The organism is Streptomyces sp. NPDC057939 (assembly GCF_042887545.1).
Taxonomy (GTDB): Bacteria; Actinomycetota; Actinomycetes; order Streptomycetales; family Streptomycetaceae; genus Streptomyces.
The window spans coordinates 1-22032 of sequence record NZ_JBHVPG010000062.1 but is presented as its reverse complement, the minus strand read 5'-3'; the positions used below and the strand labels follow the sequence as shown (position 1 = coordinate 22032).

The window sequence follows — 22032 nt, the reverse complement described above, 5'->3', positions numbered from 1 at the left end:
ACCTGGGAAACGTCGAGGGCACTGCGTGGGCCTTCCGGAGCCTCCCGTCGCCCGCCCCGCGGGAACGATCTCCGCGCGGGATGCGGCATCTTCTCGGCTGATCCCGACTGATCGACCTACTCCATAAAGGTGCAGGTCAGCGCAACCGACCGCGTGCTTTCAGGGGTACCGGCGGGAGCTGCGGAGCGGGGATCGGAGGGCCGTCGTAGCCCTTCACTTCGCCGTACCTCGTGCCTTCCATCCAGTCCCTGCGCGCCTGTACGATCTCCTCGTTGGAGCGTCCGATCCAGTTCCAGAACAATTGGGTCGGAAATCAACATCAGCGATTCGTTTGCGAGTTCGCTCCGTTGAGGGCAAGGGTGGTCCGGAGGAGGCCTGTGATGGCGGGCTCCGCTGTGTTTTCGGCGAGCTCGATTCGGGTCTGTGTCGTGGCTGCTGCGAGTGAGCGACACGCGGTGGCGAAATGGGTGGGGGTGTCGGGCCCGGTTCCGGGCTCGAAGCTGACCTTCAGAATCGTCAGGGTTCCCGCACTTCGGGCGAAGTCTGCTCGGCCTATCAGACGGCCTTCGGCGAGGAGGGGGCACACGTAGTAGCCGTGGATGCGTCGGGCGGCGGGTTTGTAGGCCTCGAACGTCTGGGTGAATCCGAACAGTCGCTGGACCCGTGGTCGGTGCCAGATCAGGTTGTCGAATGGCCCCAGGAATACGGGCTCCGGGAAGCGCCGTGTCGGCCTGGTGAGCGCCTCGCCGGCGGCCCATGCCGTTCCCCAGTCCTGTACCCGTACGGGGGTGAGGTCGGTGCCCGGGAGGAGTCGGGCGGCGAGGGAAGTAGGGATGCGAATGTAGTCGCCGAGGTCATCGACGGTGGCCACCCCGAGAGCGGTCCCCGCGTGGGTGAGGAGTTGGGTCAGGCATTCGTCGTCGGTGAGGTCGTCGTTGAGGTGTTCGTCGGGGATGCAGCGCTCGGCGAGGTCGAACAACCTCTGTCCACCGATTCGGCGATGGGAGGCGAGGTCTCCGGACCAGAGGAGGAACTCGACCGCGGTCTTGACGGGGCCCCAGGTCCAGCCGGCGCCCGCCGCGGTGCCTTCGCGTAGACGGCGCAGGGGAAGCGGACCCTCTGTGGTGATCCGGTCCAGGAGGGCGGCGCGGGTTTGCTGGTCGGGGTATTGGGGTCGGCGGCGCGATGCTCGGCGGCGGAACGCCCACAGGGGCCAGTCGGCGAGCGGTACGAGGGCGAGAGCGTGGGCGGGGTAGTCGAACGCGACCGGTTCGGTGCCGTCGTAGAGGGTTTGGTCGATGGTGGTCGTGGTCGTGTCGGGGATGCGGGTGGTGAGGGTGAGTTGGTGGGCGCGGGCCAGGGTGCTGATGCTGTCGAGTTGGACGATGTGCATGTGGGCCAGGGCGGCTGTGACGTCGGGAAATCCATCGGCGGGCAGGGACGCGGCGATCGCCAGGTCTCGGGCCTCCGCGAGGGACAACTCCACCTGGGGGTCCGGTCCGGCGGTCATGTGCGCGGCTCCGTCACGGACCCCGTGACGGGCTCGGGCTCCGAGGCGCTGTCGGATTCATTCGCCGGGGTGGGGCGCGGAACGGGTGCGGTCGGGGTGCGGGTCGCGGGTGGGGTGGCCACCGGCTCGGCGGGGCCGGTCGGAGGCCTGGGCGTGGGGTGGGCGGGAGTGAGGAGCGGGCTCATGGCTCCGGCGGCCGCACAGCAGGTGAGAGCGAGCAGGGCTGTGTCCCATCGTTGGTGTTCGGCGAGTGCACCGATGACGACGGCCATGATGCCGTTCGCGATGTCGGTGGAGGCGCCGACCCACGTGTTGGCCTCGACGCGGGTGTCGTCGGCGGCGGTGGTGTCGACGAGGAGGAAGGCGTTGATGAACAGGGGGGTGACGAACAGGCCTGCCACGAGGAGCAGGGTGGCGAGGAGCCAGAGTGGGCGTGCGAGGAAGAGGAGCAGGGTGGGGAGGGTGAAGCCGAGGGTCAGGAGCTGGTACTTGCGCCAGAGGTCGGTTTTCCAGTCGAGGGTGGCGTAGAGGATACCGCCGATGACGCCTCCGATGCTGATCGCGGCAAGGAAGGGGCCGAGCCATGCGGTGGCGTGCTGGTTCTGGAGGTAGGCGGGGATGAGGATCGCGGTGCCTCCGAAGATGGCGCCCATGGCGAACAGGGGTAGCAGGATCGCTGGCATGCCCGGGGTGCCGAGCGGGCCGATCCAGCGCCGGGACCTGCGGGCTCGGCGACTGAGAGTGGGCGCCGGGGTGGGATTGGTCGGTGTGGGGCGTGTGGTGCCGAGTTGGTGGCGGCGGGCTGCGGTCAGGTAGAGGAGGGTGACCGTGATGAAACAGGCGGCGGCCGTCTCGTAGGCGTGCCGGGGTCCCAGGAGGGCGACAGCGGCTCCGGCCGTGAGTGGGGCGAGGACGAAGCCGGTCTCCTCCAGGATCGAGTCGGCGCTGTGCACCGCTTTGAGTTGTGCTTCGTCGACGGCCAGGCGACGCCAGGAGGCGCGGAGCGCGGAGTTCAGCGGTGGGCTGGACAGGGTTGCGGCGATGACGAGGGGCAGGGTGGTCCACCAGGGCCATTCGAACTCGATGCTGCACGTCACCAGGGCGAGGAGGGTCGCGGTGGTGATGCCCATGAGGGTGAGGACGCGATGGACGCCGTGGCGGTCGAGGAGTCGGCCGCGGAGTGGGGCGCAGAGGGCGAGGACGAAGGTGTAGCCGCCGCCGACGGTGGCCGCGCGGGCGTAGCCGTGGGTTTGGGCGAGGGCGAGGAGGAGGGTGATGGGCAGGACGGCGGCGGTGGTGCGGGCGAGAAGGGCGAGGGTGAGCAGGCCCCGTACGGGTGGGCGGGTCAGCAGTCGGAGCGTGCTGGGGGGTGCCTTGTGGTGTCCGCGGGCGGTGGGGGCGTTCATCCTCCGGTCTCCGGGCCGGTCGTGGCGTCGTGATCGACGGTCGCCGAGCGGCCGTGAGGCAATGGGTCGGTTCCTGGTGGCCCGGTGCTGCCGGATTCGCCGAGGGGGGCGTCGGCCTTGACGTCGGGCTCGGTGTCCTGGTGGGCGGTGGCGCGTAGGGAGTCGGGGTGGAGGAGTACGAGTCGGGCGATGTCCTGGCCGCGGTGGACGGTGACGTCCTGGTCGGGTCGGATGGCGATGCTCATGCCCCCGCGGCCGGCCATGGCGTTGACGGCTTTCGCGGGGATCACTCCGAGTGGGATCGTCAGGCCGGGCGGGGGGCCGTTGGGTGGGGGCATGACCATGAGGAAGGTCCCGGGTGGGAGGGTGGCCGCCCAGCCCAGTCGCCATTCGACGGTGCCCGAACCGTTGGGCAGGAACATGCCTTCCCAGTTGCCGCCTGGGGTGCGGTGGTCGCCGAGGTGAAGCCAGGCGGTGTTGCCGGTGGCGATCCAGTCCTTGCCTCGCTGCCACATCCCCTGACCGCCCAGGCGTCGACCGACCTGCTGGGGCTCCTCGCTGTCGGGGACGGCGAGCCCGATGTCGTCGAGGGGCTTCATCGTGAGGGTGAGGGGGGAACGCACGGCCCAGCCGAGTTCTTGGCCCAGGATCCAGGGCGGGCAGTCCATGGGCAGTCGTGCGATCCGCAGGTAGCGAAACGAGCCCTCGTACAGATCTCGTTCGGTTCGGGCTTCGGCCCGGTCGACGTGAGGCTTGTCGGGCAGGACTGCCCAGGGGTGGAGGGGGCGGAAGGTGACCTCGGGCATGCGGTCTGCTCTCTGTCGGCGGATGCGGGCCCGACCGGTTGCGCGGTTCGCGGCCGGCGGCGTTCTTGAACGGTGCGGCTGTCGTGCTGGTCCGGGCTCGGCTCAGCGGGGCCGTGACGGTTGATTCCCGGGCTGGGCACTTTGCTCGGACTCCGTCTCGACCCCGTTGTGGAAGCGTGGAGTTGCAACGACTGCGGTTGTAGGGGGTCTCGGTCCGCGGTCCGGGCTTCGGTCGGGGTTGCCCGGGAAAGTCCTTCACCGTCCCGGGCCCCTTGTCTGCGGAGAGGGCCCGGGACGGCGAAGGAGGGGTGCCGTCCGGGGCCGGCGGCGGCTGGCACGGCGCGGCCTCCGGGCGGCGGGGGCGGGGCCCCGAGGGTGGTGGCACCTCCATCCCTCGGGGTCCTGCGGTTCAGGCGATCGTGTCGGAGCGGGTGAGGCGGCGTGTGCGCTCGGTCTCGGGGAGGGTGTCGAGGTCGAACATCACGACGCTGCAGGGGCCGTAGCCGACGGTGATCTCGTCGTAGGTGAAGACGCCTTCGTCTCGGTCGAGGGGGGCGGAGGTCAGGTCGACCATCGTGAGGCTGTTCGGGGCGAAGTTGGGGTGGGCGGCGGACATCATGCCAGCGCGGGCGAAGTTGGTGATGTAGACGGTCTGGTCGCCCTGGTCGACGACCAGGCCGCGGGGGCCGGAGCCGGTGGGGATCTGCCGGGTGACCTGGAGGGTGTCGATGTCGATGACGGCGATGGTCGAGGAGTTTTCGACGGTGACCAGGGCGTGGCGGCCGTCGGGGCTGAAGGCGACGCCGCGTCCGCCGGTGGAGGCGACGTCGACGCGGTGGGTTTCGTCGGTGGTGACGTCGATGACGGTCACGTAGGAGGCCTGGGTGTTCGCGACGAATACGCGGCGGCCGGAGGGGTCGATGCCGAGGCTGTAGGGGTGGGCTTCGCGGTCGACGGGGATCTGGGTGAGTTCGGTGATGCCTTGGGGGTTGCCTTCGGCGAGGGGGCTGATGTCGAGCTTGCTGATGTAACCCTCGCCCCACACGCAGACGTAGGCGATGGTGCCGGCCTTGTTGATGCCCATGTGGCGGGGGTCTCGGCCGGTCGGGATCTGGTGGACCTCAAGGTTGAATTCGAGGTCGACGACGGAGACGGTGTCGCTTCCGCTGTTGGAGACCAGGAGGTACTTGTCGCCGGGGAGGAGGCCTTGGCCGCGGGGGCCGTGGCCGACCTCGATGCGGCGGACCTCGTTCAACGCGACCGCGTCGATCTCGGAGATCGTGTTCTGGCTGGTGTTGCAGACGAAGCCGCGTCCGTCCTTGGTGAACTTGACGCCGCCGCGGGGGGCGTTGCCGATGGGGATCTGGGCGATGGTGCGGTGCTCGCCGGGTCCGGTTTTCGCGACGACGGACACGACTCCGTCGTCGGTGTCGGTGGAGAAGAACTGGATATTGCGCATGGCGATGTTTCCTTTTCTTCATTTCGGGCGGGGACAGCAGGCCGACCCTTCGGGATAAAGGGCGGCCGATGGCCGAAAATTTCAGGTGGGACGAGTATTTTCAGCCGTGGGTGTAGTTCAGGTTCCAGGCGATGGAGATCCGCGGATTCGCGTCCTGGAATTCGGGTACGGCGTGCTTGAGCCAGCCGGGGAAGACGATCAGTTCCCCGGGTGGGCAGGACAGGCGCACCCGGTGGCTCTCTCCCGCGAGGGTGATGCCGGGGTCGTAGTAGTCGACGGCGGGACGGGGATCGAGGAGGTCGATCTCGCACGGTCCGGGCGCGGCAAGGTAGTAGACGGCCGAGAGGGCCGTATTGGGGTGGAAGTGCGGTTCGTGCCGGTCACCGGCCCGGTAGAGGGAGGCCCAACTTCGGGTCACCCCCACCACCACCCTTCCGTCTTCGCTTTGCGTCTGCTCGCCTTCGCGTTGCCGCGAACGGTTGAATGCCTCTCCCAGGGGCGCTCCGGTCAGGGATTCGGTGAAGCGGCCCGCGACCGCGCACACCCACCGCGACAGGCGAACGGCGTCGGGGCCGGCCCACGCGGTGAGTTCGCCTGTCGTCTCCTGTTTGTAGCCGAACTCCTTCGCACCGGCGCCGGCTTCGTCCAGGATTCGGTCGGTGAGACGGTCGTTGATCTCGGCGGCGAACGGGCACCGGGTGCGGGCCACGGGGGTGGCGAACAGCTGGGCAATCGTGGCTTTCGTCCCTGGCAGGGGTTGTGACGGGCCCGGCACGGTGTCCGATTGTGCAGTGGTCCGGGCAGTCCGGGAGACGGACATGATTCGGCTACCTCCACAGAATATGGAGTCGATTTCGCCGGCCTCGAATGGTCGACGATATCGGGGAGCAGCCATCAGTCTGTTCCCAGGATTTAGAAGCCGGCAAGCTTTTCGATCCTGCTCTAAAAGGGCGCATGCTCCTTTCGCGCGCCACCCCGGAGTGTTAATCGGATCGCGCTCGGGGCGTTGCCGCGTGGTGGGATGCCACCGAAGCCTCACTCGCGGCACAGGTGTCGCACGACATCACTCCGTTCCCCCTGGGGGCGGTTTCGGGTGGGGCGTGCGCGGGTGCCACGGCACGAGCCGACGGCGCGCCGGGCGCCGAAGTCAGGAGTGGCGGGGTGCGCCGGGCAGGCCGTGGGCGCGCAGGAGGGTGTCCCCGAGTGGGGTGAGGTCGTGGTGGACGCTGACACCGTCGCGGCGGGTGGTGATGAGCGCCGAGTGCCGCAGCACGCTCGTGTGATGGGAGACGGTGGCGGCACTCACCGAGAGTTCGTCGACGAGGTCGTTGGTCGTCGCCTTGGCGTGGATGGCGATCAGCAGGAGGACCTGGGCACGGGTCGCGCCGAGGAGGGCTGCCAGCGCACGATGGCGGGGCGGTGGTCTGCGATCCGAACCGGGCGCGCCGGAGTTGATGGTGGCCATGGTCGCTCTGCTCTCGGAAGGGGATGGGGGTTCTGGTCGTCGCGGTCATCGAGTCGGTCGGGAGACCGGCGTCGACGGCGCCGCGGTCGGCCTGGGTCAGAGGTCGGGAAGGTGTCTTTGGGCGATGGTGACGGTGCTGGGGCGGGAGCCCGCCCGGATGGCTTCGTATTGGGGGTGGCCGTCGGTGTTGGAGAGGTCGACGCCGTCCAGGTGAACCACGGCCACCGATCCGGTGTGGGCGAGAGCGCAGTAGACGGACTGGTCGGCCGGGTCGATGGTGATCCCGCGTGGGCCCGCGCCGACGGGAATCCGACGGGTGAGCCTCCACTCCAGCAGATCCACCACGGCCAGGGACCCGGCTCGCTCCATGGTGACCAGCGCGTACTGTCCGTCCCCCGTGACCGCGACACCCGCCGGACCCGCTGCGGTGGGCAGCCGTACCGTTGCCTCGATGTGACCGTCGCCCAGGGCCAGAACAGTGAGATCCTGCGCGCGAGCGGCGGCCACGAGAGCCAGGTCCCCGCACAGCGCTGCCGCCCGCGGCTGAACGTGATCGCCGATCCGCGTCCGGGAAGCGACCGTGATGCTGCCGGTCCGGCCCTGCGCGAGGCCGGAAAGGTCGAGGATCGCGACCGCGCCGTCGCCGCGCTCGCAGACGACCGCGAGAGCGCCGTCGGCAGAGACAGCGATCTGACCCGGTTCGCGCCCCACCGCAATCCGGGCCGCCTCCGCTCTCGCCCGGGTGTCGATGACCGAGACACTGTCGGAGCCCGCGTTGGCGACCAGAAGGTAGGGCGTGCCGGATACCGGCGTCAGACTCCTGGGCGCCCAGCCCACCCGCACACGCGCTCGGATCCGGCCCGAGACCAAGTCCACGACGAGAACCTCGTCGGAGACGGACAGAGCAACGAAGACATCCTCCCCGGGCACACACTGAGCCACGCCCAACGGCCCTCTACCCGTGACCACCGATCCGAGCGGTAGGTAGGAGGAAGGGCCGACCTTCACCGTCAGGGTGAGCCTTCCTGCCACCGTGTCACTGGAGATCAGCACCACTTCCACCAGCTCACCCCGCTCCGGGCCCGGGCGGAGGCCCCCTTCCGGGGTCCCGACTTCGCACACGCGCGTCGAACCCGCCCCTACCGTGATACCGGCACCGCCCCGCCAAAGGGCACCAAAGGCTGTCAACTGTCCGTAACTGGATGGCATATGACCGGCACTGCCGTCTGGTAGCAAACCGGATGATCCGGTATAGGATGCCGCCCCGACCTTCCCCAAGGAGTGCACCCTCCGTGACAGACACACCGGACGCGCCGACCCCCGGCACGCTCCATCACGTCGAGATCTGGGTCCCCGATCTGACCCGTGCGATCGCCGACTGGGCCTGGCTCCTCGAAGACCTCGGCTACACCCTCCACCAGAGCTGGGAAGCGGGCCGCAGCTGGAAACTCGGCCACACCTACCTCGTCCTCGAAGAGTCCTCCGCCCTCACCACCAGCCGACACGACCGATGCGCACCCGGCCTGAACCACCTCGCCTTCCACGCCGGTACCCCCGAACGAATCGACCTCCTCACCGCGAAGGCCCGCGAGAACGGCTGGACCTTGCTGTTCCCCGACCGCCACCCCCACGCCGGCGGCACCCACCAACACGCCGCCTACCTCGAATCCCGCGACGGCTTCGAAATCGAACTCGTCGCCTCTGGCTCGGCGTAGAGCCGATTGCGGTGAAGCGTCCACGGCCGACCCCAGCAGCCACCTGCAAGCACCTCAGGGAGCATCACTTCCGACCGTCACATGACATGGCGCACGCCGTCTGACACGAGCCGGACTCCTCGCTATCGAACAGCAAGGCAGCGCTCGGCATGGCTTCCCAAGACCTGTGCCGGAACCGAGACGTTCTCATGGACAAAGCTACTCCGGGGTACACGCAGCACTACGGTTCCGCCGCGGCAGGGAGTAACGCTTCTCGACAAAAGACCAACCATCGAACGGTGCCGGCCGTCGTCGACCGGCCGGCCTCGATCGGGGCCCTGTCGCTAGCAGTCGCGTAGGACATGGACCACGCACTCATGCACTCGCCCATCCCGACGATGGGGCGGATCGCCGGCCCCTACCCCGGCCGTCGAAGAGGGAGCGGGGGACGCGTTCATGATCACGGAGGCCGCCCGCGCGATGCCCTGCCTCCCTTCGACGTCCCAGATGATCCGTCGACGCAGCGATGGTCCCGAGGTCAGGCGGCGTCCGGCGGACAACCTCCGCAATCCGGTTCCCCACCGGTGGCCAGAGTGTCGATCAGGCGGCGCAGCGAGTGCAACGCGGGGTCGGTCGATGGGGGCATGTCGAGGATGCTGAGCGTCTGGGACAACAACCCCGACCTCCCCTCCATCTGGCCACACGACCCCTACCGGATCGGCCGGCAAGGCCTGTCCATAGTCGTGGCCGTCAGCGACAGCGTTCGGATCCACCCCGCCGGCATCGGCAAACGCATCACCGCCTCCGTTGCCCTCGCCCACGACCCGCACCCCGAAATCATCCGATCGTAAGGACCCCGGCACAGGCCCATCCCGCCAACGGCGAGCGGATCAAATCAGAAGCGGCCGCCGGCATCACATCCGAGAAGGGCAGCCGCAGGCGGCCACGTGCAGCAACCGACCACTCCGGCCCGCCCATGTCGGCCCTTCAGGTGCCAGTCTCATCACGCGTCGAGGGACCAGAGCGCGGAGGGCCCGGTATTTTGCCGCTGAACTGCATGCTCGCCCTGCACCTCGCCCACCACCGGGTCCCGAAGCCGCCGGACCCAGCATCCCTGGCTGCCGCAGACACAGCGGCGCAGCACCGAGGGCAGCGGAACGAACCTGCGGTGCAGGACCACCACAGGAGCAGCTCGTACCGGCGCCGGATCGACTCTTGACAAGGAGGTAACGATGTCGTTGTGCGCCGACTCGGCCGCAGCGCCGGTTCGCGCGCACGACATTCCTGTCCGTAGCCGCACCCACCCATGTCGCAGCACCTCGACCACACGGACCCGCCAAACGCTTCACGCGACCGGCTCCTCGGCCAACAGGCCAACGGTGAGCGGGGCGTTAAGACGTCACTTCGGAACATCCCCGCAGGCGCGGGGTCGACGACGGCCGTCACCGGCCCCGCCAACGCGAGACCGGAACATCCCCGCAGGCGCGGGGTCGACACTTTCTGAGCTGGGACTCTGGCGGCCAAGGGAGCCATTTTAGTTCGGTTCTTTTTCAGGGGAGGGTGGACATTCAAGACCTTCGATGTGCCCATTTCGCTTCCAGCAGCACCCCCGACACCTCATCTGCTCGTCCCAAGTCTTCCGGAGTCCGGTCCCCACCCGCAACCCGCGTGTCCCGTGCACGGTTCGCCCGGCCCGTGACGGCAGAACCAACGGTGCGACTGGGTTCTCGGCTCCCACCTGATCGACGGCGCCCTCCAGGCCCTCGGACTCATTTCGACTGATGTTCCGGGCCGCCGAAGTCCGGGCTCGTGAAGTCCGGAGGCGCGTAATCGGGACGGGGACCCTGAGGAGGGGCCCCCGGGCTGGTGAAGTCGGGCCGGGTGTACCCCAGGCTGGGGATGCGCCCGGCCCCCGGCGTCCGGGGGGACGGGTACGAGCTCGGTTCGGCCAGCGCGTCTCGGAGAAACGGTACGATTCCGCGCTCCAGCAGGGCGTTGCGCCACGCATCCCGGGCCAGTGACACCTCGTCGGGCACCGCCTCGGTCTCGTCCGCCGCCACCTCCGTCGGGCTGTTGCGGACGGCCGTGACCAGCAGTCCGATCACGGCGAAGAGCAGCGCGGCGGCTGTGAGGCCGCCCAACAGCCAGCCTGCCGTCACCATTGTTTCAGCGAAGGCCGGTTCGGGTTCGATCATCTTCAGGATGTAGCCCACGAGCAGGAGGATCAGCATGACTGTGCCGGCCAGGGCCGGCGCGAGGACGGCGAAGACGGCGAACGCCCCGGTTCCCGCGGCCTCGGTCGCGTCCGGCGTCGGTGATTGGCGTCCGACCGGGCGGGTGCGGGTGGCCGGCGGCGGTGCCGGTGGGCGTACGTGCAGGCCCAGCAGCGCTGCCAGCAGGCGGCGGCCGTAGGACATCCCGGCCCACCGCGGCGGAGCGACCGCGTCGCTGGTCCGGCGGGCGCCGGGCGCTCCGGCACCCAGGACGGCCGCGCCGAGCCGCCGTCCTACGGACGGGGCCGGGGCGGACGTCGAACGCGAGGACGAGTAAGCCGTGTCCGAGGGCGTGCGCGGGAACTTCGCCTCACGGCGTTCTCTGCGGGCCTTCACATAGTGGTCGTACTCGGCCGCTGCGGCCGCTGTGAGGAGTGCGGAGGCGTTGAGCGCCATGGTGCGCAGTTGCTCCTCGTTGAGCCGTTGTCCCAGGGAGGCCAGTTCCGGGCGCTCGTGGGCGGTGCGCAATGCCTCGTCGAGGATCCGCTCGTACTCCTGACGGTCCTCGCTGAGTAGGTGTGGCGCGTTGTTCACAGCCCCTCCTCCCCGATCGCCGGCCTCTGCCGCCACCGTGGCGCGCCTCGGCCGTCGAGGCCAGGGATCGTTCCGTCGGCGGGGTCTGCGGGGACGGGAGTGCCCCCGGGGCGCGCGGGATCCGGGAGCTGTGTCCCGCCCGCGGGAATATCGCCGGACGGGGAATCCGGCGTGCGGGCATCCGCGTGCGCGACGGCCGGCCTGGAGGGAGGCGTCGGTCTCGCCCGGAACGGGGGACCTTCCGCAGGGAGTGGCGGCCGGGACGGGTCGGCGGGGGGCGCGGCGGGCGAGGGCGAGGGCGGGGGCTCCGTTCGGGACGGGGCCGCGGCAGCTGCGGCACGGGGGGCTTCTGCGGTGCCCCGGGGTTCTGCGGTGCCGGGGCCGTCCGCACCGCCCCCGCCCACGACACCGATGGCCGGAGGCGCCCCGGGCTCCGCGACCGCCTCCGCCGCTCCTGCCGGCTGCCGGTCGCCCGTCAGCGCCTCGTTCACCGTCTGGATGCGACTGAGTTGGGTGAGCAGGATGGGCGCCGACATTCCGACGACGAGGGCGGCGTACTCGCCGCTGATCTGTCCCGTGGTGCCGAACAGCACGGCGGCCCCCGCGCCCAGCACGCTGTGCAGGGCAGCCGCGACGATGTCGACGGCGGGGTCGAAGTACGCCCCGAACCGCGGGGGCGCCCCTTGCACCACCCCTTCGGCGGTGGACTGCCGGTGGACGCGGCGGTCGGCCTGCCACGACACGAACCGGGTGTACAGGTCCAAGACCCCGCGCAGCAGACCACCCGCCGTCCCCAACAGGATCAGGGTCGGGATGTCCACGATCTCCCCCGGTCGACAGCGCCAAGGCCCGGCTTCGATTATCCGGCCATCTGACGAGCGTAGAGCCGCGCGCGAGCCACGGGGAAGGAACTGACCCGATTCAGCCAACTCGCTGTCCGGTCAGCCGTCGAAGTGAGCCTCAGGTCCCCCTCTAACCGGAGCGCAGCTGAGTACGCGTACGGATGGTGCCCGGCCGACCCCCGGGCCAGGATCGCCGCGTGACCAACTCCCCCGCGCCGACGACCGGCGACGCAGGCAACGCGCACAGCCGGCGCACGGCCGTCTTGCTCCTCGTCCTCACGGTCGTGCTCCTGCTGCCCCCAGTGCTCTTCTGGTGCCACAGCGCGCAGAGCGCCCTCGCGAACAAGAGCGGCTCCGACTGGCGGGGCAATCACTCGACGAAGCTGGGCCTGGAGCGCGCGGCCATGGTCATCGCCGGAGTGCCCGCCCTCGGGGCGCTGATCGGCGGCGTCATCGGAAGTGCGAAGGGCCGCCCCGGGACCTGGACGGCGGGCGGGGCGCTCTTCGGCACCTTGGCGCTGTGGGTCATCGCCGTCGTCGCCTTGTTCGTCTCCCTCAGCCGCATTGAGTTCGCCGCCTGAGACATCCGGGACAGGGCACCCGGCCGGCGGCGTAAGACGTCATTTCATTTGGTGAGGCGGCGATGGCAGATGAAGGCCGCGGCTATGCCGAAGAAGACGAGGAAGTATTCGGCCTTGAGCTCGTATCGGCGGTGCAGTCGGCAGCAGCCGGCGAGCCAGGACACGGTCCGTTCGACGACCCAGCGGTGACGGTTGAGACGCTTCGACGACTCGATGCCGCGGCGGGCAATACGGTGGCGGATCCCGCGTTCGCGAAGCCACCAGCGGCCGATTCACCGCTGACGCGGCGATCTGGGCAGAGCGGCACAACGCCGAAGGCACGGTGCCCTACATCGCCCTGTGGCCCAACAGCCGGCTCGAAACGCCGCACACGGCCTCCGGCAACGGTTCGCGCTGTCCCCGCCGTGGGCTCCGCGCCGGTGCGGGCGGGACCCGGCCCGCACCGGCGGCCTCACACAGCAGCAGACCGGCCTCTTGTCGGAAGCCGCCACCCGGGCACGACACCAGTCCAGCGCGCGGCGCTGCTGCTCCTCGCGGGTGATCTGCTGCGCGAGGACGTCGCGGTATGTACGGGTCGACAGCGGCGAGGACCAGGCGCTGGAGTTCGTGCGGCTCCAGCGCCTCCACTGGTTTTGTCGCTGCGGCCGAAGTACTTGTTGTCGACCATGTGCGGGCGACGGGGCTGGCGGGGATGTGCACGATCACGTAGCCGGTTCCGTTGCCGGCCTCGGACTTGAGTACGTCGGTAATGACGGGCAGCGGTGGGTCAGGGATCGTCCGGGCGACGGGTTCGATCTTCTCCGGCAGTCCGTTCAATGGCTGCGGAGCGGGCTCGAAGGTCTGGGTCTCCTTGTTTTCCTGTACTCCGATGATCAGGGTGCCGCCGTCGACGGCGAAGGACGCCAGGTCGCGTGCCAGCTCACGGTTGTCGCCCTTGCTGCTCGGCGCCTTCTCCAGGTCCAGGTGGTGGTTTTCCTCGAACAGGCCGCTGTTGATGGCGGCCTGCAGGTCCGCTTCGGTCTTCGGTACCCATCGGGGGTTGTCGGACGAGAGGTAGATCGACGTCATTGTGCGGTCCCGCTTCCCGTAGTCATCGGCCCGCAGGGGCATGACCGAAGTATGACTTTCAGCCACTGGCCGATGTGCGGCATTTTGCAGGCTCGTCCGTTCTGGTGTCCTGGGCGGCTGTTCCAGAATCCGGAACCGCGACCCGGGCCGGCTCCGCAGGACTCCCGGGCAACCGGCCACCTGCGGGTCTGGTGGGAGGGGTTTCAGCCGTAGGGGCTCCAGCCGGCGAAGCGTGGTGCAATCAGTTGGCGTGCCGCGTGCTCGTCCAGGCCGAGCGCGGTCGCAGCCTGTTCAGCGCTCAGGTCGGCGCGGGTTCCGCGGGCAGCCCAGTAGCCGATCCGCGCGGCGGTCACCTCCATCCGCCGGGCCGCCCTTACCCCCGCGACCGGGGACGTCTTCGTTAGCTCTCGATCTCTTCCTCCAGCCGCTCCAGCAGACAAGTAACCGTCTCCGGCAGGGGAACGGTTGTCTCTTCAACGTGGACGGTGTGACCGTCCCAGTCCCGCACGCAGGCGTCCGCCTGCTCGTCACCAGCCTCCGCCAGGTCTTGGTCCCCGATCAGCGTCCCGTCCAGGCGGTGTTCCGGGCCGGTCCAGCCGCAGGATCAGACCGCGCGCAGCACGGCCGCCCGCGGGATGCGCGGGCTATGGCCGTCGTAGACGGGCCAGTGCGACACCGATTGCCCGCCCGGACCTGGGCCCGAATCGAAGAACACCGGGCCCGGGACGCTGCCGTCGGCCAGGAGCACGCCGACCGTGCCCTCGTGGGACGTGCCGAACTCGTCCGTCGTCCATGTCTCCCGCTCGCTCACAGCACCCCTCCAGCAGCCCGCCCCGCGTACGCCGGCGCCCCGGCAGGGACCGTCGGAGAACGACGATGCCTCAGCTGGTATCGCGGGCGAGGACGAACCCACGAAGAGGTGACGCGAAGCTCGGTGTTCTGGGTGCGCTCGCATGGGGCAGCCGGAGGGAGGGGAACGTCCACGCCAGGGTGGCGCACGAGAGCCTGCCGCGGCGCGGTGGTGGTTGAAGTGGTGTTGGCGGGCAGGGAGTGCTGTTCGGGGCGGGATGTGTTAGTGGCGGCACCCCGCGATACGGACGTCGCCGTGTGCGGGTTGGGTGCGGCCCGCTGGGGAGCGGTGGGGCGAGGTTGCGGAGCCCGGATCTCCGCTTGATCGATTCTGATCAGGCTTGGATCGATCTGATGTTCGCTCATCGCTTTATCTGCGAAATGCGCCGGAGCTGCGGGTTTCTTGCAACGGCCGGGCAGAAGTGCGGGCATGGCGGGGTTAGGGTCGGCGTTGCACGGGCGCGGCGCCGGTGCGGGTCGTCGACGTCGCAGGAAGGTGGTAGAGCGGGTGTAGCGGTGGCGCTGCCAGAACGGGTACGTCCCGCCGATGGTGCCGCGGGCTCCTTCCCAGACGCGGTGCCCGGCGTAGCGCTCGTAGTCCCAGACCTCGTTCGCGAGGCTGGCCTGGGACATGGTGCCGTTGTCGAGTTCGAAGAGGCGGACCTCGCTGGTCTTCGTGGGCACGGCGAGGACGGCGTCGGTGTTGAAGGACAGGCCGGTCTGCTTGATGGCGTGGTTGACCTCCACCTGCCAGTCGGTCAGGTACTCCCGGCGGCCGCGCAAGACGGTGTCGGTGTAGGCGAGGATCGTGTCGGTCACCGCGAGACCATGCGGGCCGAACCCGGCGCGTACGGCCTTCGCTCCGGTGCCGGCCTTCGGGCGTGCCGGTAGTTCGTTGCCGTCGGCCAGAGCCTTCTGTCCTGCCGGGGTGAGGTTCCAGATCTGGTGCTTGCCGTCCTTGCCGTTCGTCTCCGCCAGCCCGAGCTTCTCCAGTTCCACCATGGCCCTGCGCACGTACGACCGGCCGTCCGACTCCTTCTCCGTGATCACCTGAGCCATCTGCTGAACCGTGGCTATCCGTACGCACCCCAGCATCCGCAGCGCATGGGCCCGTACCTTCCCTGCCGTCGGAGTGGACATCTTCCCCTTCGCTGCTGTCTCAGGGTTAGGGAGAGAGGTGTCAGCGTGCCGGGCAGCCCCCTGACGGGCGGTATGAGCTGCGGTGATGGGCACGACGTTGAAATCGTTCACGGCACTGGACGCGGCATCGGCTTCCGGGCCGGCTGCTGGGCTCTCAGCACCCCTTGACCAGGTCGGGTGCGGCTCCGGCTCGGGCTGCCGGGCGCTGCTGGCGTACGTCATCGTTCAGGCTCCTCACGCGGGTGGCGCGGGACTCCGGGCAGAGTTCCGCATTCACCTGCTACAGGTGCCGCCGAAGCCGACCGTGTGACGCCCGTTATCGAGCCGTGATCATTTGGTGGGTGCGGTGCAGAGCTCGGTAATGATCGTGAACGAGGTCGTGACCATCGGCACGGCCATGGCCGGCGGCATCGCCGCGTGCGTGGTCTTGCCGTGAGCCATGCCGTTGCGGATCTGGCGGCCGTAGTCGAGGTATTCCGCCTGCCGGGCGGTCAGGACGTCGGTCTCGGCACCCTGCTTGATGAGCTGGTGCAGCGGCTTCTTGCCCGCGCCCGGGATGCGGTCGCGCAGCACGATCTCCACCGCGATCAGGGAGTGCATGACCGCCACGGTGGAGAATTCGTAGCAGTAGTAGGACTGGCGCAGCAGCTCCCTGGCCGTGCGCAGGACGGTCGCGGCGGCCTCGGGGACGCCGTCGGGCACGACCAGGTCCTTCACGAGGTCGTGCATGTCGGCGTACTGGCCGACGAAGTAGTGGGCGCGTTCGTCGGGCACGGGGAACGGGAGGCGCTGCGTGGTCATCCCCGGAGTCTCCCAGTGGTGTACCAGGTCCGGCAGCGGCTTTTCCTCCGCCGTCGCTCAGGGTGCTGGGAAGGAGATGTCTCCCCTCCCGGGGTGGGTGGTTTGTCGCACCTGGCGGACCCGGTCAAGGAGAAAAGCGCGGCCGTTGGAACCCGGACCAGGGGGGTGGGTGGTCACCGTCGGTGCGCGGACTCTGTCCACAGGGCGGCTCCCCGAGGCTCTGAACAAGGCCGTCGCGATCCGCGCGGAGGTCCGTACCTAAGGAGCCGCCATGCACTACACCACCACCCTGCCGCTCGCCCCGATGACTCCGCACACCGCGATCAGCGCCTTCGGATACCTCCGGGCCATCGAGGCCGATGACACCGAGGACGCCCGGGAGTTCGCCGGCACCGAGCCGCGGATGGCCGAACTGCTCGTCGACGCCGTCGAGCGAATCGTCGTCCCCGTCACCGCCCTCCCCGGCCCCGAGGCCGGCGAACCGACCACGGAGATGTTCGCCCTGGAAGCCCTCGGACGGGTCCTGGTGACCTCCCTGCGGAAGTGGGCGCAGACCGGTCCGGACTCGGCGGAAGGCACCGCCCGCTCCGTCGCCGAGTTCGTCCCGCGGTTCCTCACCGACGACCACGAGGATCTCGCCGAGGTCCTGCGCCAGCTGGAGGTGGTGGGAGTGGGCCAGGCTCTCGCTGCCCATCCCGCACCCACCGATGCCCACCCGGTGCGCCTCTCCATCGTGTAGTTCGCGTCGGGGACGGTGGTGGTGCGCACCGCACCCATCGGGTGGGCTCACCACCGCACCGCACCGGGCGTTATCACACACACCCTTGACCACGCCCTGGTCAGGGGCCGGAAGGGGCTGTGCCAAGGGGAAACGCGCGGAGTGGCCAACCTGGTCAAGGGGGGGTGCGCTCTCGGCTGCGCAACCTGGTCAAGGGGCGCAGTCGGAGAGGGAGTCCGGGACGAGCTCCTCGCGGAAGATCCGCCGGTTCTCCTCCTCGGGCAGTTGTCCCTCGGTGGTGGGTGCGGAGCTCACCGGCCGCCGCCGGACATCTCGTCGAGGACCTGCCGGCACAGGGTGTGGGCCTGTGCGACGGCGTCGCCGTCGTCGGGCCGCAGCTGCGTCTGGAGCCGGTTGAGTTCGCGTCGACGCGTGGTCAGTCGGCTCGCGGTGGCCTCGTCGGCGTCGACCAAGGCCGCCGAGAGCTTTGCGACGGTCAGCTGGATGTCGCCGAGGACGGCCTCGTAGGCCGCGTCGCCGTACAGGCCGCCGGGCACCGGTGGGACCTGGGGGAGGACGGGTTCGTAGGGCTGCTTGTTGTCGGTCATGAAGGATCCGTTCGTCATGAGGAGGTCGTGCCGAGGTGGGCGGTGTCGCCCCAGTTCAGGAGACGCAGGTTCTTGCCGTCGCCTCGCCAGGAGGAGACGGAGGCGTTCGGGACGGGGGGCAGGTGCTCGGGGGAGGCCGCGCCGATGCCGTCGAGCACGAACCGCACGGCGATCACGACCGCGTCGTGGGCGACCACGAGGACGCGCCGTCCGGGAGCGGCCCGGTCCAGCTCGGCCACGAGGTCCCGCACCCGCAGTGCCACGTCCGCCAAGGCCTCCCCGCCCGGGGGCCGGTAGAACCACTCGCCCAGCAGGGAGCGCCGAGCGGCTTCCTCGGGGCGCGAGCGCCCAGCGCGGCTGGCGGGTGCAGTTCGAAGACGCCCATCTCCCGGTCCCGGAGCCGCTCGTCGACCAGCACGGGCAACGGCGCAAGACCGGCGGCGGCCGCATGTTCGGCCATGGCCTGCCAGGTCTGCCGGGCTCGTACGTAGGGGGAGCAGAGGACCAGATCCGGGCCGTCGCCGTGCTCGGTCAACCACGAGCCCAGCGCTCGCGCTTGTTCGCGGCCCATCTCCGACAGCGGCACGTCGACATCACGGCCGGCCACCGGCAGCGCCGTCGATCCGGTCCGCTCCACCTCCGCGAACGCGACGTTGGCTGGGCTCTGCCCATGCCGGACCGCCCACAGCGCGGCGAGAGAGTTCGGTGTCGCCAACCCGCCACCAAGCGACACGACACCGGGGGCCCGCTCGGGCGCGGGCCTGGGGAACGGGAGCAAGGGTAAGACCATGAGGTTCCCTTCCAGGTATGGGGTGTGCGGCCAGACTCAGGGCGGCCTCGTTCGAGCCGATGATCAATGCCTCGACCTCGGCGGCGCAAGAGGAGCGGGTCATCCGGCGCGCGGCACCGGATGCCGCCGACTTACGGCTGCTGCGCGACCTGGAAGGATCTGTCTGGCCAGACCGTCGGTGGACGCGGGGCCGTCTCGCGGCGCTTCACATGCCGCCCGACCTGGCAGCGTTGGAGCCGCCCGCCACTGCTGGCCCTCCCGCACGTCGTCCGCCCCGACACCGCTTTCCACATCGATCTGCCGAAAGCTGCCCGCGCGTGGGCCTCCCCCGCGAGTGGACTCACCGCTACGGCGTGCGCCGTGCCCCTATCGGCGCGCCGGGAAGACGACGGGGTCGGGATGTGGGTGAGGAGGTCGGCGCCGTAGGTCCAGCGGACGGTGGCGTGCAGGCGGGGCTGCGGTACGACATCCGAGATGTGCGCGACGTCGGAGATATCCTCGTGTGGTTGGCGAGCGGTGCTGATCCGGTCGTCGATGGTGGCTTCGAGCGGAGCCAGTGGTCGGTGCCCGCGCGGTGCTGATGCTGTGGCCGTTCCCGCCGGCCAGCGATCCCTTCGCGGTCTGTGTCAGGGCGAAATCGGCTTGCGAATGGCTTCGCGTATCTTGCGCGTCTCGGCCGCGGCCGCATCGAGCGAATCTGCCGCCGGCGTGAAGCCGATGGCGACGGTGGTGCTGTCGTCGCCCCATCCGCAGACGGTTCTGTCGTTGGCCGTGGTGCAGCGGAAGGCAACGTCCGATCCGGGAACGCGAATCGTTTTGGGCGGTTCGACGACGTTCTCGCTGCCCGTGATGGTCATGGCGTCGATCAGTCGGTTTCGCTTGTCCCCCGGATTTTTGAACCGACCGGACGAGCCGTACACCTCCACCTTTTCAAACGCCGGGTCCTGACCGGTGCCGTCGTACGTGGCGGAGTGGTGCAGCACGTCTTTCTGGTACCACGTGTTCGGCTGCGGGTCCGTGAAGTTCGTTCCTTCGGCATTGCGCCGGTACGCGCCATCCGCCATCGTTTCGGGCGGGGCCAGCTCGTGCGTGGCCTTGGGGAAGGCCACGTCCGAGTAGCCATAGGCGCCGTAGCCTCCGCCAACGAGCAGTACCAGACCTGCGGCCACTCCGAGGAGGCGTCGACGGGTCCGCCTCCCGCGCGGGGGAACCACCTTCGTCGGCTGCTGGGGAAGGGCGGGAGCAGGCTCACTACGCGGGGACGCAGAGACGGTGGCGGCGCCGGCGATCTGCCCGACGGCCGGCGCATCGGGGGACCCGGAAACCGCTGTCGGCGGCCGTGGCACTGCCCGGGCGGGCAAGGTCGGCGGGTGCGCGGCCGTGCCCACCGCCCCCTGCGAGGGGACGCTTGGGGCGAGCTGGTCCAACACCCGCTCGGGCGTCGGCCTGTCCGTAGGATCCTTCGCCAGGCAGGCCGCGACCACAGGACGTACGCCCTCGGGCACCGCCGACAGGTCCGGCGACTCGTGCACGGCCCTGTACATCAGTCCCATGGGGGTGCCCTCCCCGAACGCGTGCCCACCGGCCGCAGTGACCAGCACCGCGCCCAGCGCGAACACATCGGCGGGCCGGCCGACCTCGAACCCCTGGGCCTGTTCGGGAGCCAGGAAGCCGGGAGTGCCGAACGTCGCTCCGGTCGATGTCAGCCGGGTCGACTCCACGGCCCGGGCTATACCGAAGTCGAGCACCCGCGGGCCGTCGGCGGCCATGATGATGTTGCCCGGCTTCAGGTCACGGTGGACCAGACCGCAGGCATGAATGGCCTGCAGGGCCTCCGCCAATGCCGCGCCGAGTGCGCGCAGCCGGGCTTCATCCATGGGGCCCTGCTCGGCGATCAGACGCGAGAGCGTCGGCCCCGCGACGTAGGCGGTCGCCAGCCAGGGAGCCACCGCGTCGGGGTCGGCGTCCACCACCTGCGCGGTGTGGAACCCGCCGACTCGGCGGGCGGCTTCGACCTCCGCGCGGAAACGCGCACGGAAGTGCGGATCCGCGGCCAACTCGGGACGAGCCACCTTGACGGCCACGGTACGCCCGCCCCGGGACCGGGCCAGGTACACCGTCCCCATACCTCCCGCCCCGAGCTCCCGCTCCACGGTGTATCCGCCGATGTACTGCGGAAGGTCCACGCCGACCACTCCCCAACCCACTGATCAAGCACCCCCGTTGGACTGTCCCGGGCAAGTATGTCCGCCCCTGCCAGCAGGCACCACGCCCGGCCCCACTGCCCCGGAGCCCCGGCGCTGACGCGACATCCCGTTGACGCGTACCGACGCCGCGCGCTGGTCGCATCGCGACTCGGTGCACCAGGACCACACACCCGTGTGCCGCGCCCCGCTCGGGCCCTTCGTCGTGGCGCAGCCGCCGGGGCGGAAGACGCTGGGGACTCGAGCCCTGCGCCTGCATCGCGCAGATCCCCCTGGGCGGACCGGATCGGCTTGGAGGAGGTGACCGGATGCAGCTGCGACTGCCAACCCTGAATTCGGCCATGATCAAGATGGGAATGAGACCCGAACGCAGGTGGTCCGCACGGGTCGTCGATCACAGCCGCGACTGTGCCTGCTCGACTACGGAGTGGCTCGCCGAGCTGTCGCCCCGACGGGGCCACCGGCGCGGCGTCCGAGGAACCGGTAGTGCGGTGGGTAGCGGGGAGCTGGCACAGCCGCCGGCGGGTGATCCGGCCGAGCCTGGACGCCTTCCGCGGGCACACCTATCCGAACTACGACCTCGACTTCGGCCTGGTGGCCAAGGACCCGCTGCTGGACAGGTTCCACGCCACGGTCGAAGCCTCCGACGCGCCCCCGGCGGCCCGGCGCACCGCGCTGTTCGACGTCGCCTGCGCCTCCGGTCTTTAACGTCGCTGGGCACAGCTGCTGGGCAGTGCAGCCTCCAACCGGATCGGACAACGGCATGGGACGACGGCGCGGCCCGGCACCCGTGTCCGGGGTGCCGGGCCGCGCCAGAATGAAGAGTGGTGTCAGGCGGGGCGGCCGCCGAAGGGGGCGCCGGTGCCGTAGTAGGTGCCCAGTTCCTCGCGGTAGCCGGCGTCACCGATGTGCTTGTCGCGGTGGAACTCAGGGGCGTCCTTGATCTGCTCCTTCGTCCGGTCGACAAAGACCTTCTCCTCCGCCGCGTCGATCCGCACCACGGTGCTCGCCGGGAGGAGAACCTCCTTGCCGAAGATCCACACCCCGGTGTCCACGACCAGGTAGGCGTCACCGACCTCGTCGGAGTGCTTGTCGACCTTGCCGATGCTTCCGTCGGTCGCCTCGACCTTGAACCCGGTCAGGTCGGTACCGGCCAGATGGCCCGCAGTCTGCTGGTAGCTCCACATAGCGCCTCGTTTTGCTGGTTGAAGACCTTGGACCGCCTTGAGCGGGCCGAGGCGGTCGACCCGCTCGTCAGGGTTCTGCAGCGAGGCATCCGATCCT

Annotated in this window: 22 protein-coding genes and 3 pseudogenes; 5 read left to right on the top strand and 20 right to left on the bottom strand. The window is 69.7% G+C overall.

The features are described 5' to 3' along the window. Positions 1-136 precede the first annotated feature (136 nt). The 8 genes and pseudogenes from ACFVS6_RS37805 to ACFVS6_RS37770 form a co-directional block, all read right to left on the bottom strand. A pseudogene (locus tag ACFVS6_RS37805) lies at positions 137-301 on the bottom strand (pirin); the annotation flags it as partial. 18 nt (positions 302-319) lie between these two features. Continuing rightward, positions 320-1510: a DNA glycosylase AlkZ-like family protein gene (locus ACFVS6_RS37800; RefSeq protein ID WP_389711073.1), complete on the bottom strand. Its 1191-nt coding sequence runs from the start codon at positions 1508-1510 to the stop codon at positions 320-322. Continuing rightward, on the bottom strand, positions 1507-2916 hold the full coding sequence (locus tag ACFVS6_RS37795) for an MFS transporter (protein ID WP_389711072.1): 1410 nt from the start codon (positions 2914-2916) through the stop codon (positions 1507-1509). Before ACFVS6_RS37795 ends, ACFVS6_RS37800 begins: the two co-directional genes overlap by 4 nt. Continuing rightward, a complete protein-coding gene (locus ACFVS6_RS37790) occupies positions 2913-3722 on the bottom strand; it encodes a hypothetical protein (RefSeq protein ID WP_389711071.1) in 810 nt (269 codons plus the stop codon). The genes ACFVS6_RS37795 and ACFVS6_RS37790 overlap by 4 nt, the downstream gene beginning before the upstream one ends. 409 nt (positions 3723-4131) lie before the next feature. Next, positions 4132-5181, bottom strand: coding sequence for a YncE family protein (locus ACFVS6_RS37785; RefSeq protein WP_389711070.1), 1050 nt, complete (start codon positions 5179-5181; stop codon positions 4132-4134). A 100-nt stretch (positions 5182-5281) separates the two neighbouring features. Further along, positions 5282-5890: a putative 2OG-Fe(II) oxygenase gene (locus tag ACFVS6_RS37780; RefSeq protein WP_389711069.1), complete on the bottom strand. Its 609-nt coding sequence runs from the start codon at positions 5888-5890 to the stop codon at positions 5282-5284. Positions 5891-6328: 438 nt separating this feature from the next. After that, the gene (locus ACFVS6_RS37775) at positions 6329-6646 is read right to left on the bottom strand and encodes an ArsR/SmtB family transcription factor (RefSeq protein WP_389711068.1); all 318 of its coding nucleotides are present in this window, start codon (positions 6644-6646) and stop codon (positions 6329-6331) included. Positions 6647-6742: 96 nt separating this feature from the next. Further along, positions 6743-7522: a YncE family protein gene (locus tag ACFVS6_RS37770; RefSeq protein ID WP_389711067.1), complete on the bottom strand. Its 780-nt coding sequence runs from the start codon at positions 7520-7522 to the stop codon at positions 6743-6745. 416 nt (positions 7523-7938) lie between these two features. On the opposite strand from ACFVS6_RS37770, the gene ACFVS6_RS37765 reads away from it, so the two are divergent. Together ACFVS6_RS37765 and ACFVS6_RS37760 are read left to right on the top strand one after the other, a co-directional pair. Beyond that, complete coding sequence (locus tag ACFVS6_RS37765) at positions 7939-8361, top strand: VOC family protein (RefSeq protein ID WP_389711066.1); 423 nt, start codon at positions 7939-7941, stop codon at positions 8359-8361. 623 nt (positions 8362-8984) lie between these two features. Next, positions 8985-9191: a hypothetical protein gene (locus ACFVS6_RS37760; RefSeq protein ID WP_389711065.1), complete on the top strand. Its 207-nt coding sequence runs from the start codon at positions 8985-8987 to the stop codon at positions 9189-9191. A 918-nt stretch (positions 9192-10109) separates the two neighbouring features. Here ACFVS6_RS37760 and ACFVS6_RS37755 read toward each other — a convergent pair. Further along, entirely contained in the window at positions 10110-11147 is a 1038-nt protein-coding gene (locus tag ACFVS6_RS37755; protein WP_389711064.1) for a hypothetical protein, read from the bottom strand. Beyond that, on the bottom strand, positions 11144-11968 hold the full coding sequence (locus tag ACFVS6_RS37750; protein ID WP_389711063.1) for a hypothetical protein: 825 nt from the start codon (positions 11966-11968) through the stop codon (positions 11144-11146). Before ACFVS6_RS37750 ends, ACFVS6_RS37755 begins: the two co-directional genes overlap by 4 nt. A gap of 218 nt (positions 11969-12186) precedes the next feature. Between ACFVS6_RS37750 and ACFVS6_RS37745 the strand changes: the two genes are divergently transcribed. Then, positions 12187-12570, top strand: coding sequence for a hypothetical protein (locus ACFVS6_RS37745; protein WP_389711062.1), 384 nt, complete (start codon positions 12187-12189; stop codon positions 12568-12570). Between the two features lie 44 nt (positions 12571-12614). Here the strand turns inward: ACFVS6_RS37745 and ACFVS6_RS37740 are convergent. The 6 genes and pseudogenes from ACFVS6_RS37740 to ACFVS6_RS37715 all read right to left on the bottom strand — a co-directional run. Then, positions 12615-12836: pseudogene (locus ACFVS6_RS37740) on the bottom strand (IS5/IS1182 family transposase); the annotation flags it as partial. A 61-nt stretch (positions 12837-12897) separates the two neighbouring features. Beyond that, positions 12898-13680, bottom strand: coding sequence for a helix-turn-helix domain-containing protein (locus ACFVS6_RS37735; RefSeq protein WP_389711061.1), 783 nt, complete (start codon positions 13678-13680; stop codon positions 12898-12900). A 161-nt stretch (positions 13681-13841) separates the two neighbouring features. Next, a complete protein-coding gene (locus ACFVS6_RS37730) occupies positions 13842-13997 on the bottom strand; it encodes a hypothetical protein (protein ID WP_389711060.1) in 156 nt (51 codons plus the stop codon). Between the two features lie 245 nt (positions 13998-14242). Beyond that, positions 14243-14449, bottom strand: coding sequence for a hypothetical protein (locus tag ACFVS6_RS37725; protein ID WP_389711059.1), 207 nt, complete (start codon positions 14447-14449; stop codon positions 14243-14245). Then, complete coding sequence (locus ACFVS6_RS37720) at positions 14446-15849, bottom strand: replication-relaxation family protein (RefSeq protein ID WP_389711058.1); 1404 nt, start codon at positions 15847-15849, stop codon at positions 14446-14448. The genes ACFVS6_RS37725 and ACFVS6_RS37720 overlap by 4 nt, the downstream gene beginning before the upstream one ends. A 108-nt stretch (positions 15850-15957) precedes the next feature. Beyond that, complete coding sequence (locus ACFVS6_RS37715; protein ID WP_389711057.1) at positions 15958-16428, bottom strand: hypothetical protein; 471 nt, start codon at positions 16426-16428, stop codon at positions 15958-15960. A gap of 271 nt (positions 16429-16699) precedes the next feature. Here ACFVS6_RS37715 and ACFVS6_RS37710 point away from each other — a divergent pair, with 271 nt between their 5' ends. Further along, positions 16700-17167, top strand: coding sequence for a hypothetical protein (locus ACFVS6_RS37710; protein WP_389711056.1), 468 nt, complete (start codon positions 16700-16702; stop codon positions 17165-17167). A gap of 290 nt (positions 17168-17457) precedes the next feature. Here the strand turns inward: ACFVS6_RS37710 and ACFVS6_RS37705 are convergent, their stop codons facing one another. From ACFVS6_RS37705 to ACFVS6_RS37695, 3 genes and pseudogenes are all read right to left on the bottom strand, one after another. Beyond that, on the bottom strand, positions 17458-17772 hold the full coding sequence (locus ACFVS6_RS37705) for a hypothetical protein (protein ID WP_389711055.1): 315 nt from the start codon (positions 17770-17772) through the stop codon (positions 17458-17460). Next, positions 17769-18544 (bottom strand): annotated as a pseudogene (locus tag ACFVS6_RS37700) (histidine phosphatase family protein). The gene ACFVS6_RS37705 and the pseudogene ACFVS6_RS37700 overlap by 4 nt, the downstream one beginning before the upstream one ends. Before the next feature lie 626 nt (positions 18545-19170). Continuing rightward, positions 19171-20730, bottom strand: a complete 1560-nt coding sequence (locus ACFVS6_RS37695; RefSeq protein ID WP_389711054.1) for a protein kinase — start codon at positions 20728-20730, stop codon at positions 19171-19173. A 504-nt stretch (positions 20731-21234) separates the two neighbouring features. Between ACFVS6_RS37695 and ACFVS6_RS37690 the strand changes: the two genes are divergently transcribed. Continuing rightward, positions 21235-21456, top strand: coding sequence for a hypothetical protein (locus ACFVS6_RS37690; RefSeq protein WP_389711053.1), 222 nt, complete (start codon positions 21235-21237; stop codon positions 21454-21456). Between the two features lie 122 nt (positions 21457-21578). On the opposite strand, the gene ACFVS6_RS37685 is transcribed toward ACFVS6_RS37690, so the two are convergent. Further along, positions 21579-21935 (bottom strand): PRC-barrel domain-containing protein, encoded by a 357-nt coding sequence (locus ACFVS6_RS37685; protein WP_389711052.1) that lies wholly within the window; start codon positions 21933-21935, stop codon positions 21579-21581. Positions 21936-22032 lie beyond the last annotated feature (97 nt).

What these genes read in the sequence shown, in the direction of transcription:
- ACFVS6_RS37800 (WP_389711073.1), bottom strand. Translation starts at nt 1,510, where the DNA reads ATGACCGCCGGACCGGACCCCCAGGTGGAGTTGTCCCTCGCGGAGGCC.
- ACFVS6_RS37795 (WP_389711072.1), bottom strand. Translation starts at nt 2,916, where the DNA reads ATGAACGCCCCCACCGCCCGCGGACACCACAAGGCACCCCCCAGCACG.
- ACFVS6_RS37790 (WP_389711071.1), bottom strand. Translation starts at nt 3,722, where the DNA reads ATGCCCGAGGTCACCTTCCGCCCCCTCCACCCCTGGGCAGTCCTGCCC.
- ACFVS6_RS37785 (WP_389711070.1), bottom strand. Translation starts at nt 5,181, where the DNA reads ATGCGCAATATCCAGTTCTTCTCCACCGACACCGACGACGGAGTCGTG.
- ACFVS6_RS37775 (WP_389711068.1), bottom strand. Translation starts at nt 6,646, where the DNA reads ATGGCCACCATCAACTCCGGCGCGCCCGGTTCGGATCGCAGACCACCG.
- ACFVS6_RS37760 (WP_389711065.1), top strand. Translation starts at nt 8,985, where the DNA reads ATGTCGAGGATGCTGAGCGTCTGGGACAACAACCCCGACCTCCCCTCC.
- ACFVS6_RS37735 (WP_389711061.1), bottom strand. Translation starts at nt 13,680, where the DNA reads ATGCCCCTGCGGGCCGATGACTACGGGAAGCGGGACCGCACAATGACG.
- ACFVS6_RS37730 (WP_389711060.1), bottom strand. Translation starts at nt 13,997, where the DNA reads ATGGAGGTGACCGCCGCGCGGATCGGCTACTGGGCTGCCCGCGGAACC.
- ACFVS6_RS37720 (WP_389711058.1), bottom strand. Translation starts at nt 15,849, where the DNA reads ATGACGTACGCCAGCAGCGCCCGGCAGCCCGAGCCGGAGCCGCACCCG.
- ACFVS6_RS37715 (WP_389711057.1), bottom strand. Translation starts at nt 16,428, where the DNA reads ATGACCACGCAGCGCCTCCCGTTCCCCGTGCCCGACGAACGCGCCCAC.
- ACFVS6_RS37710 (WP_389711056.1), top strand. Translation starts at nt 16,700, where the DNA reads ATGCACTACACCACCACCCTGCCGCTCGCCCCGATGACTCCGCACACC.
- ACFVS6_RS37705 (WP_389711055.1), bottom strand. Translation starts at nt 17,772, where the DNA reads ATGACGAACGGATCCTTCATGACCGACAACAAGCAGCCCTACGAACCC.
- ACFVS6_RS37685 (WP_389711052.1), bottom strand. Translation starts at nt 21,935, where the DNA reads ATGTGGAGCTACCAGCAGACTGCGGGCCATCTGGCCGGTACCGACCTG.